Below are 24157 nucleotides of genomic sequence, written 5' to 3' on the forward strand. Positions count from 1 at the left end.
ACTATTTCTTCCACACCTGTGGATAACTCTGTGGAGATCGAGGTAACTCGATAAAACCACTGTGAAAACCGCGGTGGAATCCACCGTGGAATTTGTTATTTACTGTCCACCCGTCCCCGAGAGAATTATTGAAGGTAGCCCGTTGTGACTGAACCACAAGCGAACCTAGAAGCTGTCTGGCGCGCGATCGTCGATGATCTGCTCGCGCAATCCGAGCAGCCCAACTCTGAGGTCCCGAGCTTTTCGCATACGCAACGGCTCTACCTGCAGCTGGTTCGCCCGATCATGATGGTGGAAGGCTACACGCTTGTCGCAGCGGAAAATGTCAACGCCAAAGAAGTTGTAGAAAATGAGCTCGGCGGATACATCTCCAAGGCCCTTACCCGCCACCTCGGCCGCCCGTGTTCCTTCGCCGTCACCCTGGCCACCCCGCAGGAGCCGCAACCACCCGCTGACCCATCGAATTCGCAGCCGGCACCAGGAGGGGCATCGGCAAGCACGCAGGCCCCTTCCTCCCAACCCAACCCGCCGGCACAGCACATGCCACCGGCGCAGACCGATTCTTCCTCCGCGCACAATTACGTCTCCCGCCCCCAGCAAACGGATGCGGCGGCAGCCCGCGGAAATAACAACCCCACCGCAGGTCAGACCCCGCCTAATTGGCGGTCCAGCCATGCCCCGGCAAGCCTGGATGAATTGGCGGAGCACTACACCAGCCAGCAGGACGATAACCGCCAGCAACCAGAGTTCGGCGGATCTGCGAATGCCGCGCGCATTCCGCGGGAGGCCCCGGCGCACGATCCCAACCGGGAGACCTCGCTGAACCCGAAGCACACTTTTGAAAGCTTCGTCATCGGTTCATCGAATCGTTTTGCCAATGGCGCGGCGGTGGCGGTGGCGGAAAATCCCGCCCGCGCCTATAACCCGCTATTTATTTGGGGTGGTTCTGGACTGGGCAAAACGCACCTTTTGCATGCCGCCGGCAACTACGCACAGGTGCTGCACCCGGGGCTGCGCGTGAAGTACGTGTCCTCGGAAGAATTTACGAATGATTATATTAATTCCTTGCGCGATGACCGCCAGGAATCCTTCAAGCGGCGCTACCGCAACCTCGATATCTTGATGGTGGATGACATCCAGTTCTTAGAGGGCAAGGAATCCACGCAGGAGGAGTTCTTCCACACCTTCAATGCGCTGCACCAGGCCAATAAACAGATCATTTTGTCCTCGGACCGCCCGCCAAAACAGCTCACCACGCTGGAAGACCGCCTGCGCACCCGCTTTGAGGGTGGGTTGATTACAGATATTCAACCGCCTGACCTGGAAACCCGCATCGCCATTTTGATGAAGAAGGCCGCCGCCGATGGCACTGAGGTGGATCGCTCCGTCCTGGAGCTCATCGCCTCGCGCTTCGAGTCTTCCATCCGCGAACTCGAGGGCGCGCTCATTCGCGTATCCGCCTACTCGTCCCTGGTCAATGAGCCGATCAACGTGGAAATGGCAGAAATTGCGTTGCGCGATCTCGCGCCGGATTCTGCTGACCGGCAAATTACCGCGGCCTCCATCATGGAGGTCACCGCAGAATACTTCGATATTGATGTGGAAACCCTGCGCGGTGCCGGCAAGAAGCGCGCGGTAGCCCATGCCCGCCAGCTGGCCATGTACCTCTGCCGCGAATTGACCGAGCTATCGCTGCCCAAGATTGGCGAGCAATTCGGCGGCAAGGACCACACCACGGTGATCTATGCCGATCGCAAGATCCGCAAAGAAATGACGGAAAAGCGCAATACCTACGACGAGATCCAGTCCCTGACCCAGCGCATCAAGAATCGCGGTCGCGCCTAGATCAAACAAACCACCCAGTGGCGCCTTCCTTAAATAACAGGAAGGCGCCATTTTTGTAAGCAGGCGGTGCGCTTGCCGATGCCCTCCACCTTCCACCGCCGCCTACCAGCGCCTATGTCCCTGCAAAGACCGCATAAACAGCTATCCACAGAGTTATCCACACCTGTGTAATTTCATGGATGTAATTTGTAGATTTTGCTCACAGTTTTAAATTCCACAGGCCCTATCCAGCACAGACGCCCCTGTGATCAGTGCTGTGTGCAGATCCGTGGAAAACTAGTACAGGCTGTGGATAAAACGATGACCCGCCAATTTATCCACATTCCGAGCCGGTTGATCACAGCAAGATCACAAGAATTGGCACACCCCGGATCGCCGCGCTGAACTTGTCATTTACCCCGTTGATCACAGATCCCACAGCGCTTATTACTACTACTAAATTATTTCTCTGATCTTGTAAGTAGAAAGGGGATGTGTGGAATTGTGCCCGGGGCCGAGCACGCGGCGCTGGCTCGCACGGGCGGAGGGAAAATTACAAGGTTCACCGGATGCGGTAAGTTGGAAGCCAGCTTTTGAAAGTTACACATCCCTACCCCGCCAAAGAGGAGCTCTTCGCACCATGGATGAAGCCGTGTCATTTCGCGTTGCCAAAGATGACCTTGCCAACGCCGTAGCGTGGGTTGCCCGCAGCCTGCCTTCCAAGGTCACCCAGCCAGTGCTGCGCGCGATGCTTATCACCGCTGATGACAACGGCTTAGAGTTCACCGGCTTTGATTACGAGGTTTCTACCCGGGTGCGCATCGCCGGCATGGTGGATGAGCCCGGCCAGATCGCCGTTGCCGGTAAGTTGCTTTCCGATATCGTGGCTACCTTGCCCAATAAGGAAGTTGAGATCTCCCAGGTAGATTCCAAGGCTTTGGTTGCCTGTGGTTCCTCCCGCTTCGAGCTACCACTCATCCCGCTCGATGATTACCCGCAATTGCCGGTATTGCCTGAGGTCACCGGCACGATCCAACCGCAGCTCTTCGCAGAGGCCATCCAGCAGGTGGCATCCGCCGCCGGCAAGGATGACACCCTGCCCATGCTCACTGGCGTACACATGGATATCCACGGCAAAGATATTGAGATGACGGCTACGGACCGCTTCCGCTTGGCCATGCGCACCCTAGAGTGGGAACCGGCTGCTGAGGACGTTGAGGCTAAGCTCCTGGTCCCGGCAAAGACCTTGCAAGATACCGGCCGCAGCCTGGATCCACACTTGAATATTCCCATCGAGATCGCGGTGGGCTCCGGCGATAATATCGGCGCCGATGGCCTCTTTGGCCTGCACGCGGATAACCGCGAAACCACCACGCGCATGCTGGATGCGGATTTCCCAAACGTCCAGCCTTTGCTTCCCAAGTCGCACACGAATATTGCCTCGGTTGAGGTGGCGCCGCTGCAAGAAGCCATTCGCCGCGTTTCCTTGTTGACGGATCGCAATGCGCAGATCCGCATGGAATTTGCCGATGGCCAGGTCACCCTGTCCGCCGGCGCCGATGCCGGTAATGCCACCGAGACCCTTCCGTGCGCATTCCACGGCCGCGATGAATTCTTGATCGCCTTCAACCCGGGCTATCTGAAGGACGGCCTAGCGGTCATCAACACCGACCGCGTGGTCTTCGGATTCACGGAGCCTTCCCGCCCCGCCATCATGATCCCGGAGCCAGAAGAGCTGCCGGAAGCCGATGAGGATGGCAATTTCCCCACGCCGCAGACCAACTTCACCTACCTCTTAATGCCGGTTCGCCTGCCAGGTTAATGTTTATACGGGATCTCGATGTTCGGGATTTTCGCTCATGGCCCGAACTAAAGCTTGAGCTGGGCCCGGGGATCACTCTGTTTTTGGGCCGCAATGGCTTTGGCAAGACCAATATCGTGGAAGCCGTGGGCTATACCGCCCACCTGTCTTCCCACCGCGTCTCCCATGATTCGCCGCTGGTGCGCCAGGGCGCGCAGAGCGCGCGGGTGTCCCTTACTGCCGTGAACCAGGGGCGCGAATTAACCACCCACCTGCTGATAAAACCCCATGCCGCAAACCAGGCGCAGATTAACCGCACGAGGCTGCGCAGCCCGCGCGAGTTGCTCGGCGTGGTGAAAACGGTGCTGTTTTCCCCTGAGGATTTGGCCTTGGTGCGCGGTGAGCCCGCGGGGCGCCGCGCGTATCTCGATAGCATCATCGCCTCGCGCACCCCGCGCCTAGCTGGGGTTAAGGCGGATTATGACAAGGTATTAAAGCAGCGCAATGCGTTGTTGAAGTCGGCATCGGCAAGCTTGCGGCGCGGCTATGGCGATAGCGATGGCGCCTCGGCGCTATCGACGCTGGATACGTGGGATGCCCAGCTCGCGCGCTTAGGCGCACAGGTCATTGCGGCGCGCCTTGCGCTTGTCGATGCCCTCTTGGACCACATTCCCGCCGCCTATGCCGGCCTCGCACCGGAGTCGCGGCCTGCGCACGTGGAGTATAAATCCACCATTGATACCTCTGACCGCGAGGTGCTGGAGGCCGTGATGCTGACCGAGCTGGCTAATGCCCGGCAGCGCGAGATCGAGCGCGGAATCTCTTTGGTGGGCCCGCACCGCGATGATCTCGTGCTCCACCTGGGGGATCAGCCGGCCAAGGGTTTTGCCAGCCACGGCGAAACCTGGTCTTATGCCATCGCCCTGCGCTTGGCGGAGTTTGAGCTCTTGCGCGAGGAGGGGGGATCCGATCCGGTCCTCATCTTGGATGATGTCTTTGCCGAGCTCGATGCCAAACGCCGCACCCAGCTGGTTCACTTGGCCGCCACGGCGGAACAGGTGCTAATTACCGCCGCGGTGGATGAGGACTTACCGGACAACCTGGAACCCATCGTGCGTTACCGGGTAGGAGTGGAAGATACGGACCAGGGGCGCATTTCCACCCTGCACACGGAAGCCACCGCAGGAGAGACTAGCGAGGAAGAGGCATGAGTGAGGAAGAAGTGGAAACCGGCACGCAGCGCACGGATCCCGTCACCCAATACTTCCGGTTGGTGCGCTCTACCTCGAAGAACCCGCCAAAGCTTACGCGCCCAGTGCCGAAGATGCCGGTGCCCTCCTTGGCGGATGCCCAACAGCAGAACTATCGCGGCTACCAGGTAGGCAGGCCTACCGGCGCCGATGGCAGGAGGCCGCGGCGAAAGATCGATGTGCCGAGCCTGGGCGCACAGATTAAAAAGGAGATTTCCCATCGCGGCTGGGAGCATGAATTAGCGCACGGCTGGGTGATGGGAAATTGGGAAAACCTGGTGGGCGAGCGCATCGCCGCCCATACGCAGCCGCAAAAAATCAAGGACAAGATCGTCTACATTTCCTGCGATAATTCCACCTGGGCCACGGAATTGCGCTACCTGCAGCGGGAAATCCTGCGCAAAATTGCGGACCGGCTTGGTCCCGATGTCATCGCTGAGCTGCGGATCCATGGCCCGCGGCAGCAGCGCAATTACGAGGGGCGGCAGTGGGTGAAACCGCAGGGATCGCAAGATACCTACGGCTGATAAGTGGCTGATAGGCGCAGGTTAGCTCTGCCCTTTAAAAGATAAATAACCACAGAGCGCGCCACATAGCTACCTCTGGCCGGTGTGGGGTGTCATTCAGTAGGGGGTATGCGTGTAGAATAGTGAAAGTCTTAGAATTAGCTATAGCCAAAAGGAGAGCACGAATCCGTGGCTGAAGAACACGCATATGATGCTGGATCAATTACGATCCTGGAAGGTCTAGAGGCCGTCCGCAAGCGCCCCGGTATGTACATCGGTTCTACCGGATCGCGCGGTTTGCACCACCTTATCTGGGAGATCGTCGATAACTCCGTCGATGAGGCCATGGCAGGCTTCGCGGACAAAGTCACCGTCAAGCTTTTGGAAGACGGCGGCGTCGAGGTCATCGATAATGGCCGCGGCATCCCGGTGGAGATGCACGCCTCCGGTGCGCCGACCGTCCAGGTGGTCATGACGCAGCTGCACGCCGGCGGTAAATTCGACTCCGATTCTTATGCCGTTTCCGGCGGCTTGCACGGCGTCGGCATTTCCGTGGTCAACGCCCTGTCCACCCGCGTGGAGGCGGAGATCAAGCGTGAGGGCAAGCACTGGTACCAAAACTTCCAGAACGCCATCCCGGATGACCTTGTAGAAGGCGGCAACGCTCGCGGTACCGGTACCAAGATTCGCTTCTGGGCGGACCCGGAGATCTTTGAAACCACCGAGTTCGATTACGACACCATTGCGCGCCGCCTGCAGGAGATGGCCTTCCTGAACAAGGGCCTGACCATCGAGCTTATTGATGAACGCGTGACCCAAGAGCAGATCGAGCTCGAGGAAATCGCGGATGCGGAATCCGGTGAGGCGAGCGCGGATGAGACGTCCTTTGATGATGTTCCTGATGCCGGCGATACCTTCAACGAGGAAGACGACTCCAAGAACGTCACCAAGGCCGATAAGAAGCGCCGCAAGAAGATTACCTTCCACTACCCAGAGGGCCTGACGGACTACGTAAAATTCCTCAATAAGTCCAAAAACGCTATTCACCCCACCATCGTGTCCTTCGAGGCAAAAGGCGAGGACCACGAGGTTGAGGTGGCCTTGCAGTGGAATCAGGGCTATAAGCAGTCCGTGCACACCTTTGCCAATACCATCAATACCCACGAGGGCGGCACGCACGAAGAGGGCTTCCGCGCAGCTCTGACCTCCTTGATGAACCGCTATGCCAAGGAGCACAAGCTCATTAAGGACAAGGACGGCAACCTTTCCGGTGATGACTGCCGCGAAGGCTTGGCCGCCGTCATTTCGGTCAAGGTGGGAGATCCACAGTTCGAGGGCCAGACCAAGACCAAGCTGGGCAACTCCGAGATCAAGGGCTTTGTGCAGCGCTCGGTTAACGAGTACGTCAACGACTGGTTTGATGCCAACCCGGCAGAGGCAAAGGCCATTATCAATAAGGCCGTCTCCTCGGCGCATGCCCGCATGGCAGCGCGCAAGGCGCGCGAGATGGTGCGCCGCAAGTCCGCCACCGATTTGGGCGGACTGCCCGGCAAGCTCGCGGATTGCCGCTCTAAGGATCCGCGGAGTTCGGAGCTTTATATCGTGGAGGGTGACTCTGCGGGCGGTTCCGCGAAGGCCGGCCGTGACTCCATGTTCCAGGCCATCTTGCCCCTGCGCGGCAAGATCCTGAACGTGGAGAAGGCCCGCATGGATAAGGTCCTAAAGAACGCTGAGGTCCAGGCCATCATCACCGCGTTGGGTACCGGCATCCACGAGGAATTCGATATCAAGAAGCTGCGGTACGACAAGATCGTGCTGATGGCGGATGCCGATGTGGACGGCCAGCACATCGCCACGCTGCTGTTGACCCTGCTCTTCCGCTTTATGCCACAGCTGGTTGAGGATGGCCACGTGTACTTGGCTAACCCGCCGCTCTACAAGCTGAAGTGGTCCAAGGGCACGCCTGGCTACGCCTTCTCTGATGATGAGCGCGATAAGCTGCTGGCGGAAGGCCTGGAGCAAAACCGCAAGATCAACAAGGATGACGGCATCCAGCGCTACAAGGGCTTGGGCGAGATGAACGCCTCCGAGCTCTGGGAGACCACCCTGGATCCCTCCACGCGCCTGTTGCGCCGCGTGGACCTGGAAGACGCACAGCGCGCTGATGAGCTGTTTTCCATCCTCATGGGAGATGACGTGGCCGCCCGCCGCTCCTTCATTACCCGCCGCGCGAAGGATGTCCGCTTCCTGGATATCTAAATCGCTGGCCTAGCCCTGTGTGTGCAGTGGCTAGAGCAATAGAGCCCACCGTGAATAATTCCACGGTGGGCTCTAACTATGGGGTGAGGAAATTTAGCTGCGGGAAGAGTGCTGATCAGCAAACCCAAAGCTCAAGGACACCAGGCAAACGGCGATGATGACGCCGAAGCCGGTCATGATGGATACGGGCCAGTCACCGGAGGTGCTTTGGAGCACGGCAAAGACGATGGCGGTAATGACCGCCAGGCCGATGGCGGTTCCGATGCGCTGTCCGGTTTGTAGGACTGCGCCGGAGGAACCGGCGTAGTTGTCTGGTACCTGCGCCAAGGTCAGGGTTTGGTTAGGGGAGACCACGGCACCTTGGCCAAGCCCGATGAATGCCAAGGAGAGGATGAGCCACCATTCGCTCATTCCCCAGTGCGTGGTTCCCCAGACGAATGCCACCGTGGCGATGAGGCCAAAGATTGTGGTCAGCATGCCGATGATGACCACCATGCGCCCGTAGCGCGAGATCTTGCGGCCCGCGATGGTAGCGGTAATGGAGTTGAGGAGCGCGGACGGAATGCCCACCGAGCCGGCTGCCAGGGCGGAGTAGCCCAGGCCGTTTTGGAAGTACAACGCAACGAGCACCCAGATGCTGGTAATACCCATAAACCACAACGTGGCGATGATGGTGCCATTGCGGAAGCTCGAGGTGGCAAAGATATTGAGATCCACCATCGGCGGGTGGCCGGTGGCCTTGTGGTGGCGCTCCCACAGCACCCACACGCCAATGAGCACGGCACCCGCGAGAAGCAGCCACCACACGGCAGAGGACCCGGTGGAGTCCATGAAGGGGAAGAGGATGCACCAGACCGCGGCGCCGAGGATGAGCGCGCCGATGGGATCCAGGGTGGCCAGTGCCTTGAAGATGCCCAGCTTATTGCCCGCGGCGTCGCGGACGCGGGAAAACAGCGGGCGTGGGAACCACATGAGGCCCAAGATGATGGCCAGCAGGCCGATCGGGGCATTGACCAGCATGGTCAGCCGCCACCCGTGGTCAGGGCCGCCGAGCTTAATGAGGAAGCCGCCCAAGACCGGGCCGATGGCCACGGCGATTCCCACGGTGGCACCAAAGTATCCAAAGGCCCGGCCGCGTTCTTCCCCGCGGAAGTATTGCTGAATCATTCCCACGCCTTGGGGGTTGAGTAATCCGGCGCCAACGCCCTGCACAAAACGGGCGATGTTCAGAGAATGCGCATTCGGCGCGAAACCCGCCACGGCGGCGCTAATGGTGTAGACGGCGATGCCGAGCAGGAAGATGCCCCCGCGCCCCACGAGATCGCCGGCGCGCCCGGCGGCCACGAGGACCACGCCGAAGGTAAGCGCATAACCAGACAGCACCCATTGCACATCCGAATCCGTGGCACCAAGCCCAGACTGAATCGACGGCAGTGCCACGTTCACGATGGACACACTAATTAGTGACATGAACACCGTGACCAGCACAATAATAAGAACCCGCCAGCGGGCGGGATCTTGGCCGGCGGGGTAATCGGTGCGGTTTGCTTCTGATGTCGACGATTTATGATGCGGGGAATAAGTCACTTCCACACTTATACTCCGCAGGCCAGATAACCTTCAACCGCAGGAAAACCGGTGGAAATTATTTATTTACATGTGCTTTTGTACTATGCGGCCGAATGCAGGAACTTCTGGGCTTAAAATCTTGGTGGCCTTACCACGCAGGGAATTATAGGGCTTGCGCAGTGCGGCGGAGTTCACCTTTTCCACGTGCTTATCTGCGATGTTCATAATCTCATCGCTGACATCTTCCTGGTGCGGTTCGAGGAAGGCGCCGAAATCCTCCTTCCCGCTTTCCGCAAAGTCCTGCCACCGTGGATCCAGGGCATCGAGGACATCCGGCAAGATCCGCTCCAGCGCCTTGGGGACGACATTGGCATCGGCTTTTTTGGCGGCAGCCAATCCGCCTTTAATGGCCATGCCGGAAATGCCGGATTGGGAGGAGGCGACTTTTTCAACGAGATCCCCGCAGTCGGCGATGAACTCGGTGCGGGTGGACCCATGCATCAAGGTAGAAAGGTGATCCATGGTGCCATACTTTACGCGAATTTAGTGGCCATATAGACGCGGGCGCAGTACTGCGCAAAGGTCTGATTTCCATCGTTTAACGCTGGCACCTTTTCTAAAACCTCCGCCATGGCTCGAGCTGCCTGCTGCTCATCGCCGTGGATGGCGATACCCTCTAGGCGCGCGGTGCTGGCAGCCGCGGCGGCCACCAAGGCGGAGTAATTGATGATGCGGAGATTAAAGCGGGCGCAAAATTCTTGGGCCACTAGGTACAGCTGTTCGGGGCTCATGACTGAGTCTTCCGTGCCCTGCGGATTTCGGCCTCTAGTTCTGCGCGGCCGGGGAGGAGATCGCGGGCGGTGGCTTGCACGTGGGCATCGGCAAGCGTGCGCGAGGCTGCCGCCACGATGGCACGCACCACCGCCTCGTGCTTGGAGGTGCCTTGCGCGGAGGCCAAGAGTGTAAGCGCGTGATCTTGTTCTGCGGTAAGCCGCAATGTCATTGCCATGCTCCAGTGATACCACAGTGATACCACCGGCGCGGCAAATAAGGCCGATAAGGGCCGGAGAAGGTAGAATTTGGCCTTATGAGTGACAATAACGACGATCTTTTTGATCGGATTTTTCCCATTGACATTAATGAGGAGATGGAGTCGAGCTATATCGACTACGCCATGTCCGTCATTGTGGGCCGCGCGCTGCCTGAGGTGCGCGATGGCCTAAAACCGGTGCACCGCCGCATTCTCTACGCCATGTTCGATTCGGGCTACCGCCCCGAGCGCGGCTACGTGAAGTCTGCCCGCCCGGTCTCTGACACCATGGGTCAATTCCACCCGCACGGTGACTCGGCCATCTATGACACCTTGGTGCGCTTGGCGCAGTCCTGGAATATGCGCTACCCGCTTGTCGATGGCCAGGGTAACTTCGGTTCCCGCGGTAACGACGGCCCTGCCGCAATGCGTTATACCGAGTGCAAGCTCACCCCGTTGGCCATGGAAATGGTCCGCGATATCCGCGAAAATACCGTGGATTTCTCGCCCAACTACGATGGCAAGACCAGCGAGCCGGACGTCCTGCCGTCCCGCGTACCTAACCTTTTGATGAATGGTTCCGGCGGCATTGCCGTGGGCATGGCCACCAATATCCCGCCGCATAACCTCAATGAGTTGGCCTCGGCCATCTACTGGCTGCTGGAAAACCCAGACGCAGACGAGGATGCCGCGCTCGCGGCCTGCATGGAACGCGTGAAGGGCCCGGATTTCCCCACCGCCGGCCTCATCGTGGGTGATCAGGGCATCAAGGATGCATATACCACCGGCCGCGGCTCCATCCGCATGCGCGGTGTCACCTCCATCGAGGAGTCCGGTTCCCGGCAGACCATCGTGATCACGGAGCTGCCGTTCCAGGTCAACCCCGATAACCTCATCTCCAATATCGCGGAGTCCGTGGCCAACGGCAAGATCGCCGGTATTTCCAAGATCGAAGATGAGTCTTCTGACCGCGTGGGCATGCGCATTGTTGTGACCCTGAAGCGCGATGCCGTCGCCCGCGTGGTGCTCAATAACCTATACAAGCACTCCCAGCTGCAGACCTCCTTCGGTGCGAATATGCTCTCCATTGTCGATGGCGTGCCGCGCACCCTGCGCCTGGATCAGATGCTGAGCAATTATGTTGCGCACCAGATCGAGGTCATCGTTCGCCGCACCCAGTACCGCCTGGATGAGGCCGAAAAGCGCGCGCACATCTTGCGCGGCTTGGTCAAGGCGCTGGATATGTTGGATGAGGTCATCGCCCTGATCCGCCGTTCGCCCACCGTTGATGAGGCGCGCGAGGGCTTGAAGGAGCTTCTCGATGTCGACGATATCCAGGCCGATGCCATCCTGGCGATGCAGCTGCGCCGCCTGGCTGCCCTGGAGCGCCAAAAGATCGTCGATGAATTGGCAGAAATCGAAGAAGAGATCGCAGACCTCAAGCACATCCTCGCCCACGAGGAACGCCAGCGCCAGATCGTCCACGATGAGCTGGAGGCGATCGTCGAAAAGTACGGCGACGAGCGCCGCACCGAGATCCTGCCTGCCTCCGGCGAGGTCACCGATGAAGACCTCATTGCCCGCGAAAACGTCGTGGTCACCATCACCGCCACCGGTTATGCCAAGCGCACCAAGGTCGATACCTATAAGTCACAAAAGCGCGGTGGCAAGGGCGTGCGCGGTGCGGAGCTCAAGCAAGATGACATTGTGAAGAACTTCTTCGTCTGCTCCACGCACGACTGGATCCTGTTCTTTACCAACTTTGGCCGCGTCTACCGCCTGAAGGCCTACGAGCTGCCAGAGAGCGGCCGCGCCGCCCGCGGTCAGCACGTGGCCAACCTGCTGGAATTCCAGCCGGAGGAAAAGATCGCCCAGGTCATTCAGATCCAGTCCTACGAGGATGCGCCATACCTGGTTCTGGCCACCCAACAGGGCCGCGTGAAGAAGTCGCGCCTGACCGATTACGAGTCCGCTCGTTCCGCAGGCCTTATCGCCATCAACCTCAACGAGGGCGATGCGCTCATCGGCGCCCAGCTCGTTTCTGAGGGCGATGACATCCTGCTGACCTCTGAGCAGGGCCAAGCCATTCGCTTTACTGCCGATGACGACCAGCTGCGCCCCATGGGCCGCGCTACCGCCGGCGTGAAGGGCATGCGCTTCCGCGGCGATGACCAGCTGCTGGCGATGTCCGTCGTCCACGACGGCGAGTTCCTACTCGTTGCTACCTCGGGTGGCTATGGCAAGCGCACCGCCATTGAGGAATACACCCCGCAGGGCCGCGGTGGCTTGGGTGTCATGACTTTCAAGTACACCCCGAAGCGCGGCAAGCTCATTGGTGCCATTTCCATTGACAAGGACGATGAAATCTTCGCCATTACCTCCGCCGGTGGGGTTATTCGCACCGAAGTAAACCAGATTCGTCCATCCTCGCGCGCCACGATGGGCGTGCGCCTGGTTGACCTTGCCGATGACGTCGAATTGCTTGCCATCGACCGCAATGTTGAAGAAGATGGTGAGGAAGACGCGCAGGCTGTGGCCAAGGGAGAAAAGACCGTCGATGAGGTCCAGCAAGAGCACCACAAGGTAAGCGATGCCTCCAAGGATGAGGAGTAGGGCATGGAACGACGAGACGTAACCATCCACCACATCTCGCCGACCTCGGCGTTTCGCGTTGGTCTGGCCCTGTCACTCGTCGGACTCATCGCGTGGTTGCTGGCCGTGTGCCTGCTGTACATCGGTTTGCACCAGGTGGGCATATGGGAGTCAGTCAATAGCCTCGTTGGTGGCGTCGGCGGCGGCTTTGAGGTCACCTTTGGCGTGGTGATCGCAGCCAGCGCGCTGATTGGCGTTATTTTCGCCGTCCTGTTCACCTTGCTCGCACCGCTGATGGCCGTCATCTATAACGCCATCGTGGATGTCTTCGGCGGGCTAAAGGTCAGCTTGGATGACATCTAGACCACTGTGAGTGGGAGACAATGCCGGCAGCACACGTTGCCGGCATTTTTCTAGTTTTAAGCGCGAAGTAGCGTACTCATTAGGCCCACGAAGAGCGCCTTTAAAAACCTCTTTGAGCTGCCGATTTGTGTTCTTTCCGGGGTGGTATGTAAAGTTACATCTCGTTCCGCTAAAGGGCCTATAGCTCAGTCGGTTAGAGCGCATCGCTGATAACGATGAGGTCGCTGGTTCGATTCCAGCTAGGCCCACCACGGAACAATGGGGCATTAGCTCAATTGGTAGAGCATCTGCTTTGCAAGCAGAAGGTCAGGAGTTCGATTCTCCTATGCTCCACAGCATCAGTCCGGCTTCCCTAAGGAAGCCGGACTTTTTGCTTCTTGTACCCTCTCGAAGCTCCCCACGCCTATCAAACTGGTTTTTGGGGGAGTTTGTCCGATAGCAGGCATCAACGCGCTTGATATTGTTAAAACAGCAAAGGCATTCGCTGAATACGACCACAACACCTGCTATCAGCTTAAGATTGCACCATACATGGGAGATCGTCCGCATCCAGTTGGAGGGCATGAATGCAGAAGCTAAAATCCAAAAAATATAATTCACGAGTATCGTGGGCTGTATTTTTTGCTTCATTGGTCCTTCTGGGACTATTTCTCGGAATCGTTTTTGACTTAGATGTCGTCCCTAGAACGGTGATCGGTCTCATCTTGTTCTGCATTTGGTTCTGGATAGATTGGACAATGAGAAAGAAGTTTTCGGGTGATGAGGACTAAAGTTCCTCTTTAAAGCCAACATGGGGCACTCCAACTAAAATGGAGTGCCCCATATGTCGTTTCTTTGCCTCTTTCTTCCACTTTGAGTAGGCGAAAACGGTAGGTGAAACCTGAAGTGTCCCACTTGTGGAAGATCGCATCTTGCTGGAAGAGCATGTTAGGCAGTAGCCCCGAAGCTCGGCGTTTCATGGCACACAGCCTGGCAATGGGCGCAGGAGGCCCATCGTGCAGGAAACTTCCCAGAACTGGGCCCAAAGCCTCCGTTATGATCCGGTTTATCGCTAAATGCCGGGACCGTTTCTCTGTCGAGTTCATCTGCAATGACGTTGAAGAATAACCGAGCTGATGGGGTCGGGCTGACCGCGCCGTGTCCACTTTCCGGGGGCTAGGCCCGTTTAAGCTGGGTGGCCATCTCGGCAGCTCCACTTCGCCTCTTATACGAGAATGGCTCCTTCCGTTCTGTAAATATACCTCCCCGGGGTATATGGTGGGGAGAGTAACCATCACTGTGTTCCACCGACGCTAGAACTCCTCTTGGTGCAGGGAGGAGAAGAAAGGAACTTCATGAGTACTTCCCACCAACACAGTGAGCATTCCGGTGCTCACCAGGCCGCGGGAGCGGATCATACGCAACACACAGATCATGGCGGCCACGAAGGGCACTCTCACGGTGACCATCAAGGTCATGGCCACGGCCATGGGCACGGACACGGCGATCACGCGGCGATGTTCCGCAGCCGCTTCTGGTGGTCGCTGCTGCTATCGGTACCGGTCGTCATCTTCAGCCCTATGGTCGCAGAATTGCTCGGCTACGGCGTACCCGAATTCACTGGTTCATCCTGGATTCCCCCGGTGCTTGGCACCATCATCTTCATCTATGGCGGCACGCCGTTCCTGCAAGGCGGCTGGTCGGAACTGAAATCCCGCCAGCCCGGGATGATGTTGCTCATCGCCATGGCCATTACCGTGGCGTTCGTCGCCTCATGGGTCACCACCTTGGGGATTGGAGGATTCGACCTAGATTTCTGGTGGGAGCTGGCCCTCTTGGTCGTCATTATGCTGCTGGGCCACTGGTTGGAGATGCGTGCACTCGGCGCGGCCTCCTCCGCTTTGGACGCCTTAGCAGAACTTTTGCCTGACGAGGCCGAGAAGATCATTGATGGCCAGACCCACACCGTGCCAGTCTCTGAGCTGGCGGTGGATGACATAGTACTGGTTCGCGCTGGGGCCCGGGCGCCTGCCGATGGCACCATTGTTGAAGGCTCAGCCGAATTCGATGAATCCATGATCACCGGTGAATCCCGCCCCGTTTTCCGCGATAAAGGTGAGCGCGTGGTCGCCGGTACGGTGGCCACCGATAACACCGTCCGCGTCCAGGTAGAAGCCATCGGAGGGGATACGGCCCTGGGTGGTATCCAAAGCATGGTCGCTGAGGCGCAGGAATCCTCCTCCCGTGCCCAAGCCCTCGCCGATCGCGCCGCAGCGTGGCTCTTCTGGTTCGCGCTGAGCGCAGCCCTTATTACCGCGGTGGTCTGGTCCATTATCGGGAGCCCAAGCGACGCCGTGGTGCGCACCGTGACCGTGCTCGTCATCGCTTGTCCCCACGCCCTCGGTTTGGCTATCCCACTGGTCATTGCGATCTCTACCGAGCAGGCCGCACAGTCTGGGGTACTCATCAAGGAACGTATGGCGTTGGAGCGCATGCGCACTATCGACGCTGTCCTCTTCGATAAGACGGGCACCCTGACCGAAGGTGCGCACGCGGTCACCGGTGTCGCAACCGTTGAGGACATCAGTGAAGGGCAGCTGCTAGCAGTGGCCGCCGCGGCCGAAGCCGATAGTGAACACCCGTTGGCCCGCGCCATCGTCAAGGCAGCCGAAGACCACGCGGAAGCATATCAGGAGCAGCTGCACAGCACCGATTTTAGTGCTGCTGCCGGCCGGGGAATCAAGGCCACCGTCGATGGGGCAGAGGTCCTCGTCGGTGGACCGAATATGCTGCGCGAGCTAGAGCTTGCCACCCCTGGGGTATTCGATGCGCAGGTTGAAGAGTGGTCCCAGCGCGGTGCAGGTGTCCTACACGTCGTGCGCGATGGTCAGATCATTGGCGCCCTGGCGGTCGAAGATAAGATCCGCCCCGAATCCCGCGCGGCCGTACACGCCCTCCAAGAGCAGGGCGTCAAGGTCGCGATGATCACTGGCGATGCCACGCAGGTCGCCGAGGCCGTTGGCGAAGAATTGGGTATTGACGAGGTTTTTGCCGAAGTCCTGCCGCAGGACAAGGACTCCAAGGTCACCGAATTACAGAAGCGCGGCCTGGCCGTGGCCATGGTTGGCGATGGCGTCAACGATGCCCCAGCTTTGGCCCGCGCGGAAGTCGGCATCGCGATCGGCGCCGGCACCGATGTCGCCATGGAATCCGCCGAGGTGGTGCTCGCCAGCGATGACCCACGGTCGGTGCTTTCAATGATCAGCTTGTCGCGCGCTAGCTACCGCAAGATGATCCAAAACCTTATTTGGGCATCTGGTTACAACATTATTGCCGTGCCCTTGGCGGCAGGCGTACTCGCACCCATCGGTGTCGTGCTCTCCCCGGCGGCCGGCGCGGTATTGATGTCGCTATCGACCATCGTGGTGGCATTCAACGCGCAGTTGCTGCGCCGGATTGAATTGGACCCAGCACGTTTGGCACCCACCAGCCACTAGGCGGATCAGGTCAGGCTCGGATAACCGGGATGGGACTCCGGCTATTTAGGGATTATTTTAGAATTGAAGTCCGGTTGCTAAAATAATCCTCATGACCGAGCGGGACGACTTTTGGCTGGAAGAGGATGAACTAGCAGCATTCATGTCCCTGATGAGCGTGAATGTCCGGCTCACCAATATTCTGGACGCGCAGCTGCGCGATGATGCCAAGCTAAGCTTCTTTGAATATACGGTGCTCTCGCGGCTATCAGAGGCCGAGAACCATGAGATGCGCATGCGGGATCTTGCGATTACCGCAAATGGCTCTCTGTCCCGCCTGAGCCAAGTTGTCACCCGCCTAGAGCGCCAGGGGTGGGTCGTGCGGCGTCCTTGTCCCAATGATGGGAGGACGACGATGGCGCACCTTACCGATAGTGGCTGGGACAAGGTAGTAGAAACCGCCCCAGGTCACGCCAAGCAGGCTCGCCGATCCGTTATCGATAACCTGACCCGTGCGCAGATCCATCAAATGACCCAAATTAATGAGCGCATCATCAAAGCCATCGAAGCAGACGAGCGCTATGGCGGCCGCTATTAATTATTTTTTGGGATAGCCGCGGCGTCCGGAGACAGTCTTATCAAAGGGAATCCAAAACCGCAGGGCCGCTTCCTGGTTTTTGGAAATACCAATGCGCGGGCCGCGCACCCATTCCGGTGCAGAGTCGCGGCCAGAAAGCTGCACTGGCAGGTGGTTATCTTCCAGCGTTGCTCCCAGAGCTTTTCCGAGATTCCCAGGGCCGCGGGCTAGATTATGAAAGTCGCTGGTGCCACGGCGCGCGAATGCAGTATCGATACCGGATAGCACCTCACCGCCGCGCAGTAGGCACCCTTGGCCCACGCCTTCGGGTGCGCATACGATGTTGACATTGCGGTGGATGCCGTAAGAGGCATACACGTACAGTCGGCCGGGTGGGCCGAACATGGCGGCATTGCGCGGGGTTTTCCCACGAAAGGTATGGGCGGCGGCATCGTCCGTGCCTAAGTAGGCCTCGACCTCCGTAATGCGAATGCTCACTCCAGCGTGCGTGATGACGCAGCCAAGGAGTTGCGGAGCTACGACATCAGCAGGGTGGGAAAAATCAATCATTAACGGGAGTAGTAGCGCTTTCCATCTACCGGGGTGCGCAGTAGCTCATCGAGGCTGACGGGCTCTAAGCCCTTGGCGCGCAGGCCGTCGATAACGCACTCGGCCGCATTGACGGTGGTCGGGTGAATATCGTGCATCAAGACGATGGAGCCTGGGTTAGCATCTTGGACGGCGGCATTGCAGACGTGCTGCGAGTCGCGGATCTTCCAATCCAAGGTATCTACGTTCCATAGGGCCTGCGACAAGCCCTTATCCCTGGCTACCTGGTCAACCGTCTCATTGGTGGCACCGTAGGGCGGGCGCAGCCACTTTGGATCCTGCCCGGTGGCATTGCGGATCGCCGCGTTGCCGGCGTCGATATCTTGGGCAATATCGCCGTAAGCTAACTGGTTGAGCTGGCGATGGGTCTTGGTGTGATTGCCAATGGTGTGACCTTCTGCCTGCATGCGCTGGAGCGCCTCGGGGTATTGGTAGGCGTGATCCGCTAGCACCATGAAGCTGGCGTGAGCGTTTTTTGCCTTAAAGGTATCCAGGAGCTGGTTGGTATAAGGACTTGGGCCATCGTCAAAAGTAAGGGCCACGCAATTCGGGCAATCGACGCCGTTGCCCTGTGGCTGCGGGGCTGGTTGCGGTGCGGCCCCAGCTTGGGGATCCGGTGCGGGTGCAGCCTCATTCTGCGGCTCGTCTTGTGGCGCTACCGAGGAAACAAGATCCTGTGCCTGCGCGCGGGTGCTGTCGATGCGACTTTGAATATCGGTCTGAATCTCAGAAACCGCGGATTGGATATTTGGTTCTGAGGACCCAGCTACTTTCGGGGTGCCTTCGAGGAATTGCGCATTGGCGCAGGCGGGAAGGGCGGCAGTAGCGAGCACGGTGAGTGCGGAGGTAAGAAGACGACGCATACTTTTCCTAGGAACGAGGACAGATGGGCACGATTAGCCAGCCTACTCCACTGCGAAGGTAATTATGGATTAAACGCGTGTGATAAATGTGATAGAAGTAAATCAGTGTGCCGCGGTGTCTTCGGCATTTTTGGAATGAGCGGCTGCAGTAGTAAAGTACAAGCCACTGGGGCATTAGCTCAATTGGTAGAGCATCTGCTTTGCAAGCAGAAGGTCAGGAGTTCGATTCTCCTATGCTCCACAGGAAAAGTCCGGATTCTGGTTAAAGAATCCGGACTTTAGTCATGCATAGGGCTATAAAAAGCGCTTGACCATGATGTAATGCTCGGCGTACACACCCACATGCTCGAAGCCCAAGCGTTCATAAAGCCCCTGCGCACGCGGATTATCGGGGTGGACGGCCAGGGAGATGCCGGGCGCTTTGAGGGTCTGGGCGAGGGAAATGGCGGCATCGATAAGCGCGGTGGCAATGCCCTGGCCCGCAAAGCGGCTTTCTACCGCGATGGCAAATTCTGGGATGGCCGGTTCCACGAACCCGTAACCGTGATTGTCCTCGGTGCCCCAATTGAGCCACACACCGCCGGCGGGCACGAGGTCCTCCCAAGCGATGAAACCTCCCTGGTTGGGCTCCCAATTTTCCACGTAAAAGGAAAAGTCATCGGCAAAACCGGAAGAAAGCTCGCCTCGTTCATCACCGAACGTATCGGTCAGGAAGTTGAGGCGAGCTATATAAGTGCGATCGGATTCTTGTGTCGCGCGAATTTCCATAATCCCCAGGATATATGAAGAATCCGCAGGGCTAGTTAAGCCAAGTGGTAGTTATGCACGTCCGCGCCGTTGAATTCGCGCATTTCACCGGATTCGTCAACGGAGCGGAAGGTAGCGCCGTTATCGATGGCAAAGCGGAGGTTATCCACGCGCGGGGAGGGATCATCGGTTACTGGGCCTGCGGGGAAATAGTACGTTGAACCGTCTTTGAGCTTGACGGTGAGAGACTCAAAGCTCATTGTTTATCTCCTTGTAGAAAGCCTTAATGGGTGAATTCAAGCAGGAGATTTTTGATTAGGCAAAGCAATGAGATCTAGGCAACGCCTACTGCACCCCCACGGCGGGGGTGAGAAAGGAACTACTGCTCGTCAGACTGCAGGCGGTGCTTGCCCTCACTCTGGTGGTCATCGGTGATGCGGCTGGTATCCGCTTCCTCCGCGGCGGCCTCTTCTTCCTCGCGGTGCTTGGCCAGCTGTTCATCGATGGAACCCAAGAGCTCTTCATCGCGCACGGCACCCTCTTCGGCGAGGTCCGATTCGGATTCGGGCTTAGCTTCGCTGGTGGAGGTGTAGACCAAGGTGGATTCTGGGGCGGTGTTTTGGGTGCCCCCGCGGTAGTCATCCACGCGCGGTGGGGTCTGGGAAGGCTTGTCATTGGAGCGCAGCCAAGCGTAAATCGCACCGGTTGCCGCGGCGAGCAAGGCAACGATTCCGGCAACGGTCCAGAACTTGGAAGATTTCTTGTCCTTCTTGGCCTGCTTCTTTGTAGCCTTGGTGGCTTTCTTCTTGGCCTGCTTGCGGGCCTTCTTTGCCTTCTTGGTGGCTTCCTTTTTGGCCTCATCGAAACGCTCGACGGCATCCTCGCGGTAATTATTGAGGTCCTCTAGGGCGCGCTCGAGGCGGGAGTGCGCGGCCTGGGTGACGGCGCCGGCCTGCTTGCGGGCCTCATCAAAGGTGCTGTTGTCTTCCTTTTGCATCTGTTGGGCAGCCTCTTCGAGGGCGGTATAAGTTTCGCGGGATTTTTCTTGCCGGTAATCGCGCAATTGCTTCCACACATTGGAACCGGTCTTGAACGCCATTTTCACTGCGGTGGGGTTCATTGGTGCAGGTGCTCCTTAGATGAGATTTATTTGTCCTTTTCATCCAGCATAGTGGCCAACTTGACACCCCACCACTGTTTTGGCGGGGGATTCAGAGGTGGAGTCAACCATAAAATAGACCGCTTGGTTCAGAATGGAGTATTAATATTCACGCCGATTTTGGCTAACCGCGCTGTTTATGGGCCTGCAAAGGTAATACCATTAGCGTCGCGCTACCCCGCAAACTGAACAGCTTGGTACGTTTTCCTCTAGACAGCAATTGAGATCGGGAAAAGGAGGTGACTATGAGCCCGCGATTTTCGGCGTCAGCACCATTGGATTCCATGAGTGAAGAAGAGCTAATGGTGCCGGAGCGTTTGGCGCTATCTTTCGAGGTAATTCCGCCGCGCCACGACGCCGATGAAGCCAAGATCGACCGTTTGCTGCAAACCTTGGAAAGTTACCACCCGGATTATATTGCGGTGACAAGTTCCAAACGGTCCGGTTGGCTCGAAGGGACTACGGCCTTTATCGAGCGGATTTCGCGCACCACCTCGATGCGCCCGCTTGCGCACCTGGCCTGCACGGCTGGTTCGCGCACGGAACTTATCGGCTGGACTAACCGATTGGTCGATGCCGGTGTCCGCGGCCTGCTGGCCCTGCGCGGGGACCTGCCAGAGGAAGGCTTGCCGGAGCACTATCCGCAGCATGCCGATGAATTGATAAGCCTCATCCGGCAATTGGAAAAGCAACAAGCCGCGCGGTTCGCCGCTGGCCGCCTGGCCGTCGGAGTCGCGTGCTATCCCAGCGGGCACGTTGAATCTAAAAACGAAGATGAAGATTTTGACGTCTTGCTCAAAAAGCAGCGCCTCGGCGCGGACTTCGCCATTACCCAGCTATTCTTCGATGCCCAGGATTACCTGCGCTTTACCAAAAAGGCCCAACTGGCCGGGGTGCATATTCCCCTTATTCCGGGAATCATGCCCATGACCAGCCTGCGCCGGGTAGAGCGAATGGGAGAGCTGTCCGGGCTCGCCGTACCCGAAAGGGTGCGGTCGGTGCTCGCGGCAGCGACAACCCCAGAAGAAGAATACGAAACCGGCATGGAACTGACCGCCGAACTAGCCCGCGACATCGTGGCTGGTGGGGCGAGCGGGCTCCATATATATACCCACAACAACCCCGACAATACTCACGACCTACTAACCCGAATCGGAGTAGACAATGACCAACGCTAATTTCCCCAAGGCGACAATTGAGGGCTATCCCCGCATTGGCGCCAACCGCGAGTTGAAGCGCGCGCTCGAGTCCTACTGGGCCGGCCGCATCGATGCGGAGACCTTCGAGTCCGCCGCACACTCGCTGCGCCTGGATACCTACAACCGCCTGCGCGACCTCGGCCTGACCGAAGATTACGCCATCCCGGCAGACGTCGCTTACTACGACCAGGTCCTCGAAACCGCGTTGACCGTCGGTGCCGTTGCCGGTGAAACCCTGGATGATGAGTTCACCCTGGCCCGCGGTAATAAGGACACCGCGCCGCTGGAGATGACCAAGTGGTTCGACACCAACTACCACTACATCGTTCCGGAAATTGCCGATGACCACGCTTTTAAGGCGCACCCACAGCGCATTATCAAGCTGGTAGAAGAAGCCCGCGAAGCAGGCCACACCGTACGCCCGTACCTCGTTGGCCCGGTCACCCTGCTGGCCCTGTCCAAGCAGGCCGAGGGTGCCGCCAAGGCCCCGCTCGAACGCCTAGACGATGCCGTTGCCGCCTACCAGGAGGTACTGGCGGAGCTGCACAAGGCTGGCGTGGAGTGGATCCAGTTGGCAGAACCCGCCCTCGTTGCAGATCTGACCAACGCCAGCGATGAGGAATTGGCCGCATATACCAAGCAGGCTTACTCCGCCATCCTGGGTGCAGAAGAGCGCCCACAGGTCTACCTGACCACCCCGTACGGCTCTGCTCGTAAGGGACTTGATGTCATCGCAGAGCTCAAGCCAGAGGCCGTCCAGGTTGACCTTTCTGTGGGCACCTTGGCCTTGGATGAGGGCTACCTTGAGCGCGTCAAGAACCTGAACACCCACGTCGTTGCCGGCCTTGTCGATGGCCGCAATGTGTGGGCCGCCAACCTGCGCGACCTGCGTTCCAAGTACGAAGACCTGGCAGGCAGCATCGATGAGCTGTCCGTATCTACCTCCGTGTCCTTGCAGCACGTGCCGCACTCCGTCGAGGCAGAATCCAAGCTGCCTGCCGATGTCGCCCCGTGGTTCTCCTTCGCTAATGAGAAGGTCAAGGAAGTTGTCGCCCTAGTACAGGGCCCAGAGGCAGCCGAAGAGGCCTACAGCGTCAGCGACCGCGCCGTTCGCACCCGCGCCGAGTCCGAGCGCATCAACAACGCCGCCGTGCAGGAGCGCATTTCTAAGCTGCCGGAAGGCGAGGTCAAGCGCGAACCGGCCTTCAACGAGCGCAAGGAAGCACAAAAGGAGCTCGGCCTGTCGGAGCTTCCGACCACCACCATCGGTTCCTTCCCACAGACCAAGGAAATCCGCCAGGCGCGTGCCGCGCACCGTAAGGGCGAGCTTTCTGATGCCGACTACAACTCCGCCCTCAAGGACGAGGTCAAGTCCGTCATCGAGCTGCAGGAGCGCCTTGGCCTGGACGTCTTGGTCCACGGCGAGCCGGAGCGCAATGACATGGTGCAGTACTTCGCGGAGCTGCTCGATGGCTTCGTCACTACCGAAAACGGCTGGGTACAGTCCTACGGTTCCCGCTGCACCCGTCCGCCAATCGTGGTGGGTGACATCTCCCGCCCGGCTGCCATGACCACCGAGTGGTCAAAGTTTGCACAGTCGCTATCGGAAAAGCACGTCAAAGGCATGCTGACCGGCCCGGTCACCATCCTGGCGTGGTCCTTCGTCCGCGATGACGTGCACCAGTCCGTATCCGCGGACCAGCTGGGCGTGGCACTGGCAGACGAGGTTCGTGACCTGGAGGAAGCCGGCATTGACATCATCCAGATCGATGAGCCAGCCCTGCGCGAGCTGTTGCCACTGCGCGAGCAGGATCGCAAGGCCTACCTGGACTGGGCAGTTCGTTCCTTCCGCTTGGTAGCCCTCGAGGCCAAGCCCACCACCCAGATCCACACTCACCTGTGCTACTCGGAGTTTGGCCAGATCATCGACGCCGTCGCCGGCCTCGATGCAGACGTCACCTCCATCGAGGCAGCACGCTCCCGCATGGAGCTGCTGGAGGATATCGATGACACCTTCCACTCTGAGATTGGACCTGGCATCTACGATATCCACTCCCCGCGCGTGCCTTCCGTGGAGGAGATGGCAGAGCTTATCCGCGCCGCTCTCAAGAACGTGCCGCTGGATCGCTTGTGGGTTAACCCGGACTGTGGTCTGAAGACCCGCGGTTACGAAGAAACCGAAACCTCCCTGCGCAATATGGTGGAAGCCCGCGATGTGGTGCGCAACGCCCTCTAAATAGCATCCGAGAAATTCTAGGTTCTTAAAGAAAACGCTATGCAGTCGGTCTGCATAGCGTTTTTGTGATCTTGTACCCTCCCGTGACGCTGTAACCGGATCCGGATTACCGTGGGCG

The 24157-nt window shown here is 58.6% G+C and carries 21 protein-coding genes and 3 tRNA genes; 14 read left to right on the plus strand and 10 right to left on the minus strand.

Annotated features, from left to right (window positions below; all coding sequences use genetic code 11):
* Window positions 1–144: 144 nt before the first annotated feature.
* The 5 genes from dnaA (at window position 145) to gyrB (ending at window position 7640) form a co-directional block, all read left to right on the plus strand.
* Window positions 145–1845 carry a chromosomal replication initiator protein DnaA gene (dnaA, locus tag ABRP87_RS04985; RefSeq protein WP_239269563.1) on the plus strand — a complete coding sequence of 567 codons (1701 nt, stop codon included), beginning with the start codon at window positions 145–147 and terminating at the stop codon, window positions 1843–1845.
* Window positions 1846–2464: 619 nt separating this feature from the next.
* A complete protein-coding gene (dnaN, locus tag ABRP87_RS04990) occupies window positions 2465–3646 on the plus strand; it encodes a DNA polymerase III subunit beta (RefSeq protein ID WP_349867937.1) in 1182 nt (393 codons plus the stop codon).
* Window positions 3646–4836, plus strand: coding sequence for a DNA replication/repair protein RecF (recF, locus tag ABRP87_RS04995; RefSeq protein ID WP_349867938.1), 1191 nt, complete (start codon window positions 3646–3648; stop codon window positions 4834–4836). Before dnaN ends, recF begins: the two co-directional genes overlap by 1 nt.
* A complete protein-coding gene (locus ABRP87_RS05000; RefSeq protein ID WP_349867939.1) occupies window positions 4833–5402 on the plus strand; it encodes a DciA family protein in 570 nt (189 codons plus the stop codon). The genes recF and ABRP87_RS05000 overlap by 4 nt, the downstream gene beginning before the upstream one ends.
* Before the next feature lie 168 nt (window positions 5403–5570).
* Window positions 5571–7640 (plus strand): DNA topoisomerase (ATP-hydrolyzing) subunit B, encoded by a 2070-nt coding sequence (gyrB, locus tag ABRP87_RS05005; RefSeq protein WP_349836850.1) that lies wholly within the window; start codon window positions 5571–5573, stop codon window positions 7638–7640.
* 93 nt (window positions 7641–7733) lie between these two features.
* On the opposite strand, the gene ABRP87_RS05010 is transcribed toward gyrB, so the two are convergent.
* From ABRP87_RS05010 to ABRP87_RS05025, 4 genes are read right to left on the minus strand one after another with little or no spacing between them, the layout of a single operon-like run.
* Entirely contained in the window at window positions 7734–9233 is a 1500-nt protein-coding gene (locus ABRP87_RS05010; RefSeq protein ID WP_349867940.1) for an MFS transporter, read from the minus strand.
* Window positions 9234–9293: 60 nt separating this feature from the next.
* The gene (locus tag ABRP87_RS05015; RefSeq protein ID WP_349867941.1) at window positions 9294–9731 is read right to left on the minus strand and encodes a DUF6918 family protein; all 438 of its coding nucleotides are present in this window, start codon (window positions 9729–9731) and stop codon (window positions 9294–9296) included.
* A gap of 11 nt (window positions 9732–9742) precedes the next feature.
* Window positions 9743–10000 carry a cell filamentation protein Fic gene (locus ABRP87_RS05020; RefSeq protein ID WP_349867942.1) on the minus strand — a complete coding sequence of 86 codons (258 nt, stop codon included), beginning with the start codon at window positions 9998–10000 and terminating at the stop codon, window positions 9743–9745.
* Window positions 9997–10218, minus strand: coding sequence for a CopG family transcriptional regulator (locus tag ABRP87_RS05025; protein WP_349867943.1), 222 nt, complete (start codon window positions 10216–10218; stop codon window positions 9997–9999). The genes ABRP87_RS05020 and ABRP87_RS05025 overlap by 4 nt, the downstream gene beginning before the upstream one ends.
* A gap of 78 nt (window positions 10219–10296) precedes the next feature.
* Between ABRP87_RS05025 and gyrA the strand changes: the two genes are divergently transcribed.
* The 4 genes from gyrA (at window position 10297) to ABRP87_RS05045 (ending at window position 13527) form a co-directional block, all read left to right on the plus strand.
* A complete protein-coding gene (gene gyrA / locus ABRP87_RS05030) occupies window positions 10297–12852 on the plus strand; it encodes a DNA gyrase subunit A (protein ID WP_005280481.1) in 2556 nt (851 codons plus the stop codon).
* Window positions 12853–12855: 3 nt separating this feature from the next.
* Window positions 12856–13194 (plus strand): DUF3566 domain-containing protein, encoded by a 339-nt coding sequence (locus tag ABRP87_RS05035; RefSeq protein WP_005280482.1) that lies wholly within the window; start codon window positions 12856–12858, stop codon window positions 13192–13194.
* Between the two features lie 174 nt (window positions 13195–13368).
* Window positions 13369–13445: transfer RNA gene (locus ABRP87_RS05040), tRNA-Ile, on the plus strand.
* A gap of 9 nt (window positions 13446–13454) precedes the next feature.
* A tRNA-Ala gene (locus ABRP87_RS05045) sits at window positions 13455–13527 on the plus strand.
* 959 nt (window positions 13528–14486) lie between these two features.
* Here ABRP87_RS05045 and ABRP87_RS05050 read toward each other — a convergent pair.
* Entirely contained in the window at window positions 14487–14684 is a 198-nt protein-coding gene (locus ABRP87_RS05050; RefSeq protein WP_349867944.1) for a hypothetical protein, read from the minus strand.
* 6 nt (window positions 14685–14690) lie between these two features.
* Between ABRP87_RS05050 and ABRP87_RS05055 the strand changes: the two genes are divergently transcribed.
* Entirely contained in the window at window positions 14691–16670 is a 1980-nt protein-coding gene (locus ABRP87_RS05055; RefSeq protein WP_349867945.1) for a heavy metal translocating P-type ATPase, read from the plus strand.
* 91 nt (window positions 16671–16761) lie between these two features.
* Window positions 16762–17247 (plus strand): MarR family winged helix-turn-helix transcriptional regulator, encoded by a 486-nt coding sequence (locus ABRP87_RS05060; RefSeq protein ID WP_005276035.1) that lies wholly within the window; start codon window positions 16762–16764, stop codon window positions 17245–17247.
* On the opposite strand, the gene ABRP87_RS05065 is transcribed toward ABRP87_RS05060, so the two are convergent.
* Both ABRP87_RS05065 and ABRP87_RS05070 read right to left on the minus strand, forming a co-directional pair.
* Window positions 17248–17796, minus strand: coding sequence for a DNA-3-methyladenine glycosylase (locus tag ABRP87_RS05065; protein ID WP_349867946.1), 549 nt, complete (start codon window positions 17794–17796; stop codon window positions 17248–17250).
* Complete coding sequence (locus ABRP87_RS05070) at window positions 17796–18698, minus strand: polysaccharide deacetylase family protein (RefSeq protein WP_284770837.1); 903 nt, start codon at window positions 18696–18698, stop codon at window positions 17796–17798. Before ABRP87_RS05070 ends, ABRP87_RS05065 begins: the two co-directional genes overlap by 1 nt.
* A 168-nt stretch (window positions 18699–18866) precedes the next feature.
* Here ABRP87_RS05070 and ABRP87_RS05075 point away from each other — a divergent pair.
* Window positions 18867–18939: transfer RNA gene (locus ABRP87_RS05075), tRNA-Ala, on the plus strand.
* Window positions 18940–18992: 53 nt separating this feature from the next.
* Here the strand turns inward: ABRP87_RS05075 and ABRP87_RS05080 are convergent.
* From ABRP87_RS05080 to ABRP87_RS05090, 3 genes are all read right to left on the minus strand, one after another.
* Window positions 18993–19466 (minus strand): GNAT family N-acetyltransferase, encoded by a 474-nt coding sequence (locus ABRP87_RS05080; protein ID WP_005276043.1) that lies wholly within the window; start codon window positions 19464–19466, stop codon window positions 18993–18995.
* A gap of 35 nt (window positions 19467–19501) precedes the next feature.
* A complete protein-coding gene (locus tag ABRP87_RS05085; RefSeq protein WP_005276046.1) occupies window positions 19502–19705 on the minus strand; it encodes a hypothetical protein in 204 nt (67 codons plus the stop codon).
* 119 nt (window positions 19706–19824) lie between these two features.
* A complete protein-coding gene (locus tag ABRP87_RS05090) occupies window positions 19825–20565 on the minus strand; it encodes a hypothetical protein (RefSeq protein ID WP_349867947.1) in 741 nt (246 codons plus the stop codon).
* A gap of 284 nt (window positions 20566–20849) precedes the next feature.
* On the opposite strand from ABRP87_RS05090, the gene ABRP87_RS05095 reads away from it, so the two are divergent.
* The gene (locus ABRP87_RS05095) at window positions 20850–21782 is read left to right on the plus strand and encodes a methylenetetrahydrofolate reductase (protein ID WP_284772010.1); all 933 of its coding nucleotides are present in this window, start codon (window positions 20850–20852) and stop codon (window positions 21780–21782) included.
* On the plus strand, window positions 21769–24039 hold the full coding sequence (gene metE / locus ABRP87_RS05100; protein ID WP_349867948.1) for a 5-methyltetrahydropteroyltriglutamate--homocysteine S-methyltransferase: 2271 nt from the start codon (window positions 21769–21771) through the stop codon (window positions 24037–24039). The genes ABRP87_RS05095 and metE overlap by 14 nt, the downstream gene beginning before the upstream one ends.
* Window positions 24040–24157 lie beyond the last annotated feature (118 nt).

This window comes from Corynebacterium sp. KPL2830, from assembly GCF_040225635.1.
Taxonomy (GTDB): Bacteria; Actinomycetota; Actinomycetes; order Mycobacteriales; family Mycobacteriaceae; genus Corynebacterium.